This is a genomic window from Massilia polaris (assembly GCF_012927275.1).
GTDB lineage: Bacteria > Pseudomonadota > Gammaproteobacteria > Burkholderiales > Burkholderiaceae_D > Telluria_A > Telluria_A polaris.
On sequence record NZ_JABBGG010000001.1, the window covers coordinates 765283 to 777648 of the forward strand.

Here is a 12366-nt window from a genome sequence, read left to right on the forward strand (position 1 = left end):
CGTTAGCGGCGCGCCGACACCACGATGCCGCCGACGATAAGGGCAAACGCGGCGACGTGGAACAGGTGCGGCGTCTCGCCCAGCATGGCCGCGGACAGCACGGCGGTGAACAGCGGGGTGAGGTTGACAAAGAAAGCGGCGATGCTCGGACCGGCACGCTGCACGCCCGCGTCCCAGCATTGCAGCGCGATGATCGCCGGGCCGATCGCAACGTACAACAGGCAGGCGACGAGCGGCCAGCTCCAGACAATCGGCGCGGCTCCGGCCGCATACTCCACGCCTGCGAATGCGCCCGACCACATTACGCCGTAAATGACTTGCCCAAGCAGGAAGGCGGCCCAGTTGGCGCGCAACTGCGGTGGGTCTTTCGGCTGCATCAGCAGCCAGCTGTAGAACGCCCACGCTATCGTCGCGAGGATCATGTACAAGTCGCCAGCTACAAGCCGCAGCGCGAGCAGCTGGTTCCATTCGCCGCGCGACAGCACGATCAGCACGCCGACGATCGACAGCGCCGCCCCGGCCAACTGGCGCCGGCGCGCCTTCACGCCGAAGAACAGCGAACCGACCAGCAGCATCCAGACCGGCATGCCTGACGCGACGAGGGTGACGTTGATTGGCGTGGAGGTTTGCAGTGCGAGGTACTGAAGGGAGTTGTACAGGCCGATGCCGAGCAGGCCAAGCATCGAGAAACGGCGCCAGTTGGCGAGCAGTCCCGAACCTTCGCGCAAAGCCATGCGGCCGAGCGGCAGCAGGATCGCCAGTGCAATCGCCCAGCGCAGCAGATTAAGCGTCATCGGGGGCACCGCGTCGCGGACCAGGCGCCCGACGATGGCGTTACCCGCCCAGAGCAGCGGCGGGATCGTCAGCAAGGCCGCCGTTGAGGGTGTCAGTTTGTGGTTCATGTGTGCTGGCCGGTGTGCTGGCCGGTGTGCCGGCCTTGTCAGTCTATCGTCGCGGCGGCGTCAGCACGCTTGGCAGCGCCTTCGGCAGCGTGTCCGGGTAGTCGCGGCTGAAATGCAGGCCGCGGCTTTCACGCCGGGTCAGCGCGCTGTTGACGATCAGCTCCGCCACGTCGACCAGGTTGCGCAGTTCGAGCAGGTCGGGCGTGATGCGGAAGTTGCGGTAGTACTCGTCGATTTCTTCCTTGAGCAGCGCGATGCGGTGCTGCGCGCGCTGCAGCCGCTTGGTGGTACGCACGATGCCGACGTAGTTCCACATGAAGCGGCGCAGTTCGTCCCAGTTGTGGGCGATGACCACTTCTTCGTCGGCGTTGGTGACGCGGCTTTCGTCCCACGCGGGCAGCGATGGCGTCTCCAGCGCGGCCAGCGCGGCGATCTCCATCGCGCACGATCGCCCGATTACCAGGCATTCCAGCAGCGAGTTGCTGGCCAGGCGGTTGGCGCCATGCAGGCCGGTGCAGGCGGTTTCGCCTACCGCATACAGTCCCGGGATATCGGTGCGGCCTGCCAGGTCGGTGACGATGCCGCCGCAGGTGAAGTGCACGGCAGGTACCACCGGGATCGGCTCCTTGGTGATGTCGATCCCAAGTTCGAGGCAGCGCGCGTAGATGGTCGGGAAGTGCTCGACCAAAAAGTCGGCGGGCAGGTGGCTGATGTCGAGGTTGACGTAGTCAAGCCCGCGCTTTTTCATTTCGAAGTCGATCGCGCGCGCCACCACGTCGCGCGGAGCCAGTTCGCCGCGCTGGTCGTGCATCGGCATGAAGCGCGTACCGGCAGCGGCGCCGGCTTCCGGCGGCAGCAGCAGGCGTCCGCCTTCACCGCGGATCGCCTCGGTGATCAGGAAGGACTTGGCGAACGGGTGGTACAGGCAGGTCGGGTGGAACTGGATGAACTCCATGTTCGACACCCGGCAGCCGGCGCGCCACGCCATCGCGATGCCGTCGCCGGTCGCGGTGTCGGGGTTGGTGGTGTACAGGTAGACCTTGCCGGCGCCGCCAGTCGCCAGCACCGTGTGGTCGGCCTCGAAGGTCAGCACGCGGCCGGTTTTTTCGTCTTGCACGTACAGGCCGTGGCAGCGCGGCTGGCTTGACACGGGCGCGCCTTGCGCCGCCAGCTTGCCGGAGGTGATGACGTCGATGGCGAAGTGCTGTTCGAACAGGCTGATGTTCGGATGCGCGCGCACTTTCTGTTCGAGCGTGACCTGCACCGCGTGGCCGGTGGCGTCGGCGGCATGGATGATGCGGCGCTCGCTGTGGCCGCCTTCGCGGGTCAGGTGGAATCCCATTTCCGCGGTCGGGTCGCGCGTGAACGGCACGCCCTGCGCGATCAGCCATTCGATCGCCGCGCGTCCGTGTTCGACGATGTAGCGCGTGGCCGCCTCGTCGCACAGGCCTGCGCCGGCGACCAAGGTGTCTTCAATGTGCTTCTGGTGGCTGTCGCCCGAATCGAGGACGGCGGCGATGCCGCCCTGCGCCCAGTTACTGGCGCCATCGAGCAGGGCGCGCTTGGAGATGATTGCAACTTTGCGGGTTTCGGCCAGGTGCAGGGCGACCGACAAACCGGCCAGGCCACTGCCGACGATAGCGACATCAAATTTCATGACATTGTTTGGGTTTTGTACAGAAGCATCACTATAGTCCATTTACCCGGCGCTTGCCTCGCGCCCTGTTTGGGGGGCGGTGCTTGTCCATAGTCAATGCACTAAATGCAAGATTCGGCAATGATGCAAATGCCTGCGCGCCACGTGGCAGGCGCCTTCCATTTGCCGGGAGAAGATGTGATACGGATCTTCAATCACTACGTTTCCAAAATGGCGTTCATCCTGCTGTTCCTTGAGCTGCTGATGTTGCTGGCGTCGGCCAGCGTCGCCTCGGTCCTGTGGTTTTCCGACGGCCGCGGCCACTTCCGCGCCGATAGCCTTTACCTGTCTTCGCTCACGTTCGCGCTGGTGATCATCTTCAGCATGAGCGCGCTCGGCATGTACCAGCACAGCTCGCGCGAGGGCCTGCGCACCACGCTGATTCGCATCATGCCGTCGTTCGGGCTTGGGTTCACGCTGCTGTCGGCACTGATCGCTGTGCGGCCGGACCTGTACTTCGGGCGCGGGATCAGCATCCTGGTTTTTGCGGTCGGCGCGACCGGAGTGGTGATCACGCGGCTGGTGGTGTTCAAGTCGGCGGAGTCGGCGCTGCTGGAGGCGCGCCTGCTGTTCGTCGGCGGCGGCCAGCTCGCGCATGAGTGCATCGAGCTCGCGTCGAACAAGTTCGGCTTCCATCAGTTCCACGTGATCGGCTGCGTGCCTGTAGCGGGCGAAGAAAACTGCGTGCCCGACTCCAGCCTGCTGCCGATCGGCGAATCGCTGCTGGCGATGGCGCGCAAGTACGAGGCGAGCGAAATCGTGGTCGCCGTCGCCAACCGGCGCAGCAGCGGCTTCCCGGTGCGCCAGCTGCTCGAATGCGCGCTCGGCGGGGTTCGCGTCATCGACGCCGCGACATTCTTCGAGCGCGAGGCCTGCCAGATCCGCATGGACTCGCTGCAGCCGAGCTACTTGATTTTCGGCGGCGGCTTCGACCAAAGCTTCGTACGTGCGGCCACCAAGCGTGCGTTCGACCTGGCCGCGAGCGGCTCCATTACCGCGCTGTCGCTGCCGGTGATGCTGGTTGCTGCGGCCGCCATCGTGCTGGAGGACGGCGGCCCGGTGTTCTACCGCCAGGAGCGCGTCGGTCTCGATGGCCGGGTTTTCAGCGTGCTCAAATTCCGCAGCATGCGCAAGGACGCGGAGCAGGATGGCACCCCGACCTGGGCCGCGCATGACGATCCGCGCATCACCAGGATCGGACGGATCATCCGAAAGCTGCGCATCGACGAACTGCCGCAGATGTTCAATGTCTTCCGCGGCGAGATGAGCTTCGTCGGGCCGCGTCCGGAGCGCGCCTTCTTCGTGCGTCAGCTGGAGCGCGACATCGCCTACTACGGCGTCCGGCACAGCATCAAGCCCGGCATCACGGGACTCGCGCAGGTACGCTATCAGTACGGCGCGTCGGTCGAAGACGCCATCGAGAAACTGCAGTACGACCTGTACTACGTGAAGAACAACAGCCTGTTCCTCGACCTGCTGATCCTGATCGATACCGTGCAGGTGGTCCTGTTCGGCAAAGGCAGCAGGTAGGAAGCGGCCAATCCATATTGACGGAGGACCCGATGGGCAAGACGAAGCTGCTGGTTGTCGAGGATGACGCGGGCTTGCAAAAACAGCTGCGCTGGAGTTTCGACGAGTACGAGGTAATCGTCGCCGGCGACCGCGAAACCGCGCTCGCGCAACTGCATCGGCATCAGCCGCCCATCGTGACGCTCGACCTCGGCCTGCCGCCCGATCCGGATGGCGCCAACGAGGGCCTGGCGACACTCCAGCAGATCCTCGCGCTGGCGCCGGATACCAAGGTGATTATCGTGTCAGGGAACCAGCAGCGCTCGAATGCATTGAAGGCGGTGTCGCTGGGCGCCTACGATTTCCACCAGAAGCCGTTCGAACCCGCCACGCTTGCGCTGGTGGTAGCGCGCGCGTGCAAGCTGCACGGCATGCAGCAGGAGAACCGGCGCATGCTGCAGATCGAGGCGGAGTCCCCGCTGGCCGGCATCGTCACGCGCGACCCGGGCATGCTCAGGCTTTGCCGGGGCGTCGAGAAGGTCGCCCCGTCGTCGGCTACGGTAATGCTGCTCGGCGAGTCAGGCAGCGGCAAGGAGCTGGTCGCGCGCGGACTGCACAGGCTGGGCGCGCGCCATGAGCGGCGCTTCGTCGCGATCAACTGCGCGGCCATTCCGGCCGACCTGCTCGAGAGCGAATTGTTCGGCCACGAAAAGGGCGCATTCACCGGCGCCGGCCAGCAAACCCTCGGCAAGATCGAACTGGCTGACGGCGGCACCTTTTTCCTCGATGAGATCGGCGACATGGCGCCCTCGCTGCAGGCCAAGCTTCTGCGCTTCCTGCAGGAGCGCGTGATCGAGCGCATTGGAGGGCGGCGCGAGATTCCCATCGATGTGCGGGTGGTGTGCGCCACGCACCAGGACCTTGCCGCGATGGTGAGCGACGGCCGCTTCCGCGAGGACCTGATGTACCGGCTGCGCGAGATCGTGCTGGAGATCCCGCCGCTGCGCAAACGGGTGGGAGACCCGGCGCTGCTGGCGCACCATTTCCGGAACCGTTTCTGCCAGGCCGAGGGCCGTCCGCTGATGGCGTTCAGCGTGGATGCCATCGCGGCGATCGAGGAGTACCAGTGGCCCGGCAACGTGCGCGAACTGGAGAACTGCATCAAGCGCTCGGTGATCATGTCCGACGGTCCGCAGATCGGTGTCGATGACCTTGGCCTGCCGGTAATGGAGAACACCGATGCCGCCATCAACCTGCGCGAGGTGCGCGATGCGGCCGAGTACAAGGTCATGGTGATGGCGCTTGCGCGCTCGGATGGGAATATTGTCAAGGCCGCCCACCTGCTCGGGGTCAGCCGTCCGACGCTGTACGACCTGATGCATCACCACGGCGTCAAGGCGCAGCTGCCTTAGTCGCCGTCCTTCCACTGGCCGGCCTCGAGCAGCTTGTTGTTGGGGCCGCCAGCACGGCTCGCAGCAGGGTTGCGCTCACCATGTGACGATCCAGTGCGCGGTGACCTGCGCAACTTCGTCGCGCCATTTGCGGCTGGCGAAGGTGTCGTCGGCGAGCGGGATCTCGACGCGCCGGCAGCGTAGTCCGTGTTTGCCGATCAGCTGGTCGAACTCGCGCGCGCTGTCGCCGGCGCCGCCAAGTATTACCAGGGTCTGGCCTTCGAAGCAGGACAGCGCGGCGATTACGCGCTCGGGCAGCTCCATCGTCTTGTCGGCGGCGGCCTCGCGCAGGTGCTGGCGCAGCGCCGCCGCGCTGGCTGCGAAATCGACGTTGCCGGTGGCGACCTTTTTCCAGAAACCCAGCTCGCCGAGCCGTCCAAGGTAGTACTGGCGCGGACCCGGGCGCAAAGCCGGCGCCGGCATCCCGACGCGGGGATTCAGCAAGATCAGGCCGCGCACGCGTGGGTCGGTATGGGCGTAGAGGGCGGCGGCAGTGGCAGCTTCGCCGAGGCCCCAGACGACGATCTCCTTCATGTCGGGTATCTGCATGAAGAACTCGGCGATCGCGCTGCGTACATCGTCGTCGATGCTATCGCAGCTGCGCGCTTTACCCTCGCTGTCGCCGCAACCGCGGTGGTCGAAGCGCATCACCGGGATGCCGCGCCCGGCCAGGGTGCGCGACAGCAGCGCGAACTGGCGGTGGCCGCCGACCCGATACTGGGCGGCGTCGGTGACGACCAGCAGGCCGCGTTCGATCGGGCGTTCGGGCACGTCGATGATGCCGACCAGGCAGCTGCCGACGCAGTGGAAACGCAGCGCGCGCTGGCCGAACTTCATGGTCCGGCTCCAAACACGGCGCTGGTGGCGGCTAGCAGGGCCGGACATTCGGCGTCCACGATCGGGGTCCAGAAGGGGGCGCCGTCGACCTGGTGGAAGCGGACCGTGGCGCCGCGCTCGCCCCAGCGCCGGGTCAGGCGCGCCGCGCTGGCGGCAAGCCGGATCGGCGCTGGCGCACCGCTGGCGAACCAATGGATCGGGCAGGCCGGCACTTCCAGCACGGCGGCGTCGCAAGCGTCGATCGCCTGCGCCAGTTCGCGCGTGAGCGCATAGCCGGCCACCTCGATGCTGCCGTGCGCCGCAAGGTGGGCGCGCATGGCCGCAGTGCTGCGCGGGGATCCGTCCGGCGGATTGTCGCCCTGCGCGGCCAGCTGCCGGCGCAGGAACTGGTTGATGCAGGTGCGTCCGTGCATGAAGGGCTGCCACAGGATGATGCCGTCTACCGGCCTGCCGCACGCGAAGTCGAGCGCCAGCAGGCCGCCGAGGCGCAGGCCCCACAGCTGCACCGGGCCGGCGCTGCGCTGGCGCAGCCAGTCGAGCGCCAGGCCGAGGTCATGGCGCCAGACGTCCCAGCGCGCCGCGGAAAAATCGCCGCAGCTGTCGCCGCAGCCGAACAGGTCGATCTGGAGTACCGCGTAGCCCAGCGCGGCGAAGTGGCGCGCCTGCAGCAGCGCCATGCGGCGCGTGCGATTGAGTTCCTCGGCAAACGGGTGCACGTACAGGATTGCGCCGCGCTCCGGCCGGTTTGGATCGGGGGCGTGGTACAGGCTGAAACGGGTGCCGGGATCGGCATCGAAGAAAAACGCTTCCACGCGCGGGGTGGATACCAGCGGGGCGTTCATGGGTCTGGCCTCTCTTGCACATCTTTCGCACGACGCTCTACTGGGGCTGCCGCCAGCCCGGGCCAGGTGCGAACGGGATGCAGGACGTTGTCGGTTGGTCGCATGGCGGCTCCAGGTGGTCGCGTGATGGAAAGCGTTGTCATGCCTTCTACCCCTGATTCATTAGACACCCCCGAAAAACCGCTCATCTTGAGGGGGAACAAGCTCATGCGGGCCGTTCAATAGTTGACCCCAATCAAAAAGGCCGCCGCGGTTTTTCACAATGATGGATTGGGTAGCGCTCATAGAGGGGACGACATGGCTGAACTGATTCATGAACTGATCGCGGAAAGCGCGGACCGGCGCCCGCTGGCCGAAGCGCTGGTCGACGGCGAATTGCGCCTGACTTACCGCGAGCTCGCCGACCGCGTCGAGGAGGCCGCGCACGGCTTTGCCGCGCTCGGGCTGGCGCGCTTCGACCGCATCGCGATCTTTATCGAGAAGCGCCACGAAGCGGTGGTGGCGATGTTCGCGGCGGCTGCGGCGGGATGCGTTTTCGTCCCCGTCAATCCGCTGCTCAAGCCCGCGCAGGTAGCGCACGTCCTGCGCGACAGTAATGCGTGCGTGCTGGTCACGACAAGCGCGCGGCTCGACATGCTTGTGGGCGTGGCTGGCGACTGTCCCGAACTCCGGCATGTGCTTGTGACGGACGCGAAAGCGCCGCACATCGCCGGCCTGGCGGTCACCGAGTGGCGCGAGTTCCTGGCGCGCGGCCGCGGCGCCGCGCTGCACCGGACCATCGAGACCGACATGGCCGCGCTGCTGTACACCTCGGGCAGCAGCGGCCCACCGAAGGGCGTGGTGCTGTCGCACCGCAACGTGGTGGCCGGCGCCTGCAGCGTCGCGCGCTACCTCGGCAACAGCCCGGCCGACCGCATCCTCGCGATCCTTCCCCTGAGCTTCGATTACGGCATGAGCCAGCTGACGACGGCGTTCGCCAGCGGCGCCGCCGTGGTCCTGATGAACCAAGTCCTGACGCGCGATATCCCGGCGATGATCGACCGCGAGCGCATCACCGGCCTGGCCGCCGTGCCGACTTTGTGGATCCAGCTTGCCAACCTCGATTGGCGCGGGCGCCACCGGCTGCGCTACATCACCAGTTCCGGCGGCTGCATGCCGCGTCCAACGCTCGCCACGCTGCGCCAGGCGTTGCCGCGCACCCGCATCTACCTGATGTACGGCCTGACCGAGGCGTTCCGCTCGACCTACCTGGCTCCCGAACAGGTCGACGCCAGGCCGGACTCGATCGGCAAGGCGATACCGAATGCGGAAGTGCTGGTGCTCGACCCCGAAGGACGTCCGTGCGGTCCGGGCGAACCAGGGGAGCTGGTGCACCGCGGGCCGCTGGTCTCGCTGGGCTACTGGAGCGATCCGGAACAGACGGCGCAACGCTTCCGGCCACTGCCACCGTGCGCCGGCCAGCCGCGTCCCGGCGCTGTCGTATGGTCCGGCGATACCGTCCGCATGGACGAGGAAGGCTACCTGTACTTCATCTGCCGCACCGATGAAATGATCAAGACGTCCGGCTACCGCATCAGCCCCACCGAGATCGAGGACGTGCTGTATGCGACCGGGATGGTGGGCGAGGCGGTTGCGCTGGGCGTCGCGCACCCGGTGCTGGGGCAGGCGATCGCGGTCGTGGCGACACCGGGCGACAGCGGCGTTCCCGATTCGGCCGCGCTGCTGGCCGCGTGCAAAGCGCGGCTGCCGTCGTACATGCTGCCGGCACTGGTGGAACTGCGTCCGGGACCGCTGCCGCGCAACCCGAACGGCAAGTTCGACCGGCGCATGCTGGCCAGCGAACTGGCGCATCTGTTCGCCGAGCTTGTCCCGTGACCGGAACGTTGGCCGTCAAGCCGGTGTACTGGCAAGATTGCATGCCATGCGCAGCAGCAGGCCCGCCGCGCCCCTTTCCGATGGCATAAAGCGCGGCAGCAGCATTGGATCGGTGTCGTGGCGGGCGGCGCCGTGAGCGCTGGTGATCGCCGCGTCGAAGCCCTGGCTGCGCAGCATGCGCACATGGCGCATTTCGAAGTCCTGTCCCGGTTTGCCGTTCGGGTAGGCGAACAGGCGTACCGGCGCCTGGATGATCTCCTGCAGCCTGGCGCGTCCGTTGGCGATTTCGAGGCGCGCATCGGCGTTCGAGATCGATGTCAGCACAGGATGGCTGACAGTCTGCGCGCCGATCTCCATGCCGGATCGGTGCAGGGCCAGCACTTCGTCCGAAGTCATCATCGTCGGCGCGAAGCTGCGCGCCATGCCGCGGATGCGCTCGAGCCGCTCGCCGTGCGGCAGCCGTCCCAGGGTATCGATCAGCATGTCGATCACCGCGCGCCGGCGCAACGGGCAAGCCAGGTCGTAGGTCGCGAAGCCACTAGCGGTCAGGTTCAGGCGGTCGCCGATCGCGCTGCGGACCACGTCGATCACGGCGTCCTTCCACATGCAGCCGCCATCGAGAAAGCCGCTGGCCACAAAAAAGGTCGCGCGCACACGGTAGCGCTGCAGGATGGGCAGCGCCACTGAAGCATTGTCGGCGTAGCCGTTTTCGAAGCAGATGCAGGCGGCGCATCCCGGCAGCGTGCGTTCGCGCAGCCGGCGCACCGCATCCGACAGCGGCAGCAGCTTGAACCAGCGGGTCAGCAGCCTGACCTGCTGCTCGAAGCGCAGCGCGTCGATCTGTTCAGGGAACAGCGCGTCGGGCCTGGCGAGCACACGGCGGTAGAGCACAATCGAAAGCGGTACTTGCATGGATTGACACCTGTCAACGTTGCACCGGAGCTGGCCACTACACTCACACAATCAGGTGCATCGAATATAGACCGGCGCCGTTGCATGACTGTTGCGCCGAGTCATGCCGCAAACCCTTTCAAGGTGGAGAACTTTATGCGTATCGGAATCCTGTCTTACCCGATGCTGTTCCAGCGCGAGGGCGGCCTGCAGATACAGATACGCGAGACCATCCGCGCGCTGAATCGCATCGAAAGCGTCGATGGCGAGACAATTACGGTTGAGCTGGCCGACCCGTGCCGCGGCAGGCTGGATGCGTATGACCTGATCCACGTATTCGCGGCGGTGCATGGCAATCACCGCATGGTCGAAGCGGCGTCGGAACTGGGCGTGCCGGTTATCCTGTCGCCGCTGATCTCGCCGGGGTGGAACCGCTCCAGCGGCACGCGGGCGCGCGTCGCCGACCGCGTGCTCGGCAACCTCACCGCCTGGAACGTCGAGACCAGCTATGCGCAGACCCGGCGCGCGCTGCAGCTGGCGACCCTCATCGTCGCACTCGGCGAAGCCGAAAAGCGCGCGATTGGCGAAGCCTTCCTCGTTTCGCCTGCGCGGGTGCGCGTGTTCCCGAACGGGATATCGCCGCAGTTCTTCAATGCCGACGGCGCGCTGTTCCGCGCGCGCACCGGCCTCGACGGTCCCTTTGTGCTGATGGTCGGGGCGATCGCGCCTCACAAAGACCAGCTGGGCATGGCGCGCGCGCTGGCCGAGATGGCGCTGCCTTTCGTATTGGTGGGCGAAGCGCAGGAGCGCGACCAGGATTACCTTGCGCAGGTCAGGCAGGTGCGCGGCGTGACCTGCATGGGCAAGCTGCGCCATGACGACCCGCTGCTGGCCAGCGCGTTCGCGGCCGCCGCGGTATTCGCGCTGCCGGGGCAGGCCGAGGTGCAGCCGATGCCGGCGCTCGAAGCGCTGGCCGCCGGCACCCCGGTCGTCAACAGTTCGGGCAGCGAACTGACGATTCCGGACTCCGGCTTCGCGCTGAGGACCATCACGCCCGGCGATACGAGCGGCATCAAGCGCGCGGTGCTGGGCTTCATCGACGAGCCGCCTGGACGCGCCGCAGTGCGCTCGCTCGTCAGCGACCTGACCTGGGACCGTATCGCCCGGCAGATTGCGCGCTGCTATGTTGAAGTGGCTGGCGGCTATCCGCGCCACGAAGCGCCGGCCGGCATATTTCATCGCCCAACGCATTCGAGCAGCCGCTTGTACACAGGCCCGTAACTGCGCGCCGCGGTTTCCCAGCCGCGCTCGACCTCTGCGAACGTACGCGCGCGTTCGCGCAGCGGCTGCATACAGCCCGGCTCCGCCAGCAGCGCCAATACCGATTCCACCAGGCTGTCCACGCTTCCCGCTTCGAACAGGATACCGTTGCGGCCGTGATCGACCAGCTCGCGGTGCGGCCCGATGTCCGACGCCAGCACCAGCGCCCCATGCGCCATCGCTTCAAGCGGCTTGCGCGCCACCATGAAGGAGCGCGTCGGCAAGGCGGGGAACAGCACAAGGTCGGCCGCTGCGTATATCGCCGTAAGGCTTTCGCGTTCCGGTTGACCGGGGAACAGCACCGCGGCGCCATGGACGCCAGCGAGTTGCATCAGCTGCGCCTGCGCCTGCGCCGGGCCGGCGCCGGCCAGTACCAGCCGCAGCGCCGGATGCACCCGCAGCAGCGGCGCCATTGCAGCAATCAGCAGGTGTACGCCGTCGCGCTGTCCGAACGGTCCCGCATAGGCGAGCAAAGGCCCGCCCTGGCCGGGCAGGTACGCGGGCCACGGACCGGCAGGCTGGCGCGCCGGGTCAATCGCGGGTGGAATGACGCTGATGCGTCCCTCGGCGGCGCCACCCGCCAGCAGGCCGGCACGCAGCGCGAAGCTGTCGGTGACGACCGCCGCAGCGGCGCGGGCGATGTAATTGTCCGCCGCACTCCTGGTCCCGCCATGCATCTCGACCAGCACAGGCACATCGCTGCGCCAGCCGGCCCACAGCGCCGCGATCGCGTTCAGCGCCGGCGGATGGGCGTGCAGGAGGTCCGGGCGCGACAGCCGTATTGCGTGGCGCAGGCGGCGCGCCATGCGCCGCGCCAGCAACGACGGCGGCAGCCATTCCGGGCCGGGCCGGGTGCGGATGAAGTGCCAGCCGTCGCGGTTGCGGTCCTCGGTCTCGACCTTGCCCTGGGCCGGGCCGGTCAGCTGTATCGTGTGCCAGCCGAGCGCGCGCTGCTGGCGAAGCAGCGACAGCGTACGGTGGGAGTAGGCGGTATGGACCGGGATCGAATGATCGAGCACGTGCAGGATGCGCATGCGGCCGGT

General features: G+C 66.9%; 10 protein-coding genes. 4 read left to right on the plus strand and 6 right to left on the minus strand.

Annotation, left to right across the window (positions count from 1 at the left end; all coding sequences use genetic code 11):
* Nucleotides 1–2: 2 nt before the first annotated feature.
* Together HHL21_RS03595 and nadB are read right to left on the minus strand one after the other, a co-directional pair.
* Nucleotides 3–902, minus strand: coding sequence for a DMT family transporter (locus HHL21_RS03595; RefSeq protein ID WP_169463837.1), 900 nt, complete (start codon nucleotides 900–902; stop codon nucleotides 3–5).
* A gap of 43 nt (nucleotides 903–945) precedes the next feature.
* Nucleotides 946–2559, minus strand: coding sequence for an L-aspartate oxidase (gene nadB / locus HHL21_RS03600; protein WP_169463838.1), 1614 nt, complete (start codon nucleotides 2557–2559; stop codon nucleotides 946–948).
* A gap of 120 nt (nucleotides 2560–2679) precedes the next feature.
* Between nadB and HHL21_RS03605 the strand changes: the two genes are divergently transcribed.
* Both HHL21_RS03605 and prsR read left to right on the plus strand, forming a co-directional pair.
* Nucleotides 2680–4128 (plus strand): TIGR03013 family XrtA/PEP-CTERM system glycosyltransferase, encoded by a 1449-nt coding sequence (locus tag HHL21_RS03605; RefSeq protein WP_229495920.1) that lies wholly within the window; start codon nucleotides 2680–2682, stop codon nucleotides 4126–4128.
* A 32-nt stretch (nucleotides 4129–4160) separates the two neighbouring features.
* Nucleotides 4161–5519, plus strand: a complete 1359-nt coding sequence (gene prsR / locus HHL21_RS03610) for a PEP-CTERM-box response regulator transcription factor (RefSeq protein WP_169463839.1) — start codon at nucleotides 4161–4163, stop codon at nucleotides 5517–5519.
* Between the two features lie 75 nt (nucleotides 5520–5594).
* Here prsR and HHL21_RS03615 read toward each other — a convergent pair whose 3' ends face one another.
* Both HHL21_RS03615 and HHL21_RS03620 read right to left on the minus strand, forming a co-directional pair.
* Nucleotides 5595–6395: a hydrolase 1, exosortase A system-associated gene (locus tag HHL21_RS03615; RefSeq protein ID WP_169463840.1), complete on the minus strand. Its 801-nt coding sequence runs from the start codon at nucleotides 6393–6395 to the stop codon at nucleotides 5595–5597.
* Entirely contained in the window at nucleotides 6392–7237 is an 846-nt protein-coding gene (locus tag HHL21_RS03620) for a hydrolase 2, exosortase A system-associated (protein ID WP_169463841.1), read from the minus strand. Before HHL21_RS03620 ends, HHL21_RS03615 begins: the two co-directional genes overlap by 4 nt.
* A gap of 297 nt (nucleotides 7238–7534) precedes the next feature.
* Between HHL21_RS03620 and HHL21_RS03625 the strand changes: the two genes are divergently transcribed.
* A complete protein-coding gene (locus tag HHL21_RS03625; RefSeq protein ID WP_169463842.1) occupies nucleotides 7535–9112 on the plus strand; it encodes an acyl-CoA ligase (AMP-forming), exosortase A system-associated in 1578 nt (525 codons plus the stop codon).
* 15 nt (nucleotides 9113–9127) lie between these two features.
* On the opposite strand, the gene HHL21_RS03630 is transcribed toward HHL21_RS03625, so the two are convergent.
* A complete protein-coding gene (locus tag HHL21_RS03630; protein ID WP_169463843.1) occupies nucleotides 9128–10024 on the minus strand; it encodes a polysaccharide deacetylase family protein in 897 nt (298 codons plus the stop codon).
* Between the two features lie 135 nt (nucleotides 10025–10159).
* On the opposite strand from HHL21_RS03630, the gene HHL21_RS03635 reads away from it, so the two are divergent.
* Complete coding sequence (locus HHL21_RS03635; RefSeq protein WP_169463844.1) at nucleotides 10160–11284, plus strand: glycosyltransferase family 4 protein; 1125 nt, start codon at nucleotides 10160–10162, stop codon at nucleotides 11282–11284.
* Here the strand turns inward: HHL21_RS03635 and HHL21_RS03640 are convergent.
* The gene (locus HHL21_RS03640; RefSeq protein WP_169463845.1) at nucleotides 11239–12357 is read right to left on the minus strand and encodes a glycosyltransferase family 4 protein; all 1119 of its coding nucleotides are present in this window, start codon (nucleotides 12355–12357) and stop codon (nucleotides 11239–11241) included. The two genes, HHL21_RS03635 and HHL21_RS03640, sit on opposite strands and share 46 nt — an antisense overlap.
* Between the last annotated feature and the right edge of the window lie 9 nt (nucleotides 12358–12366).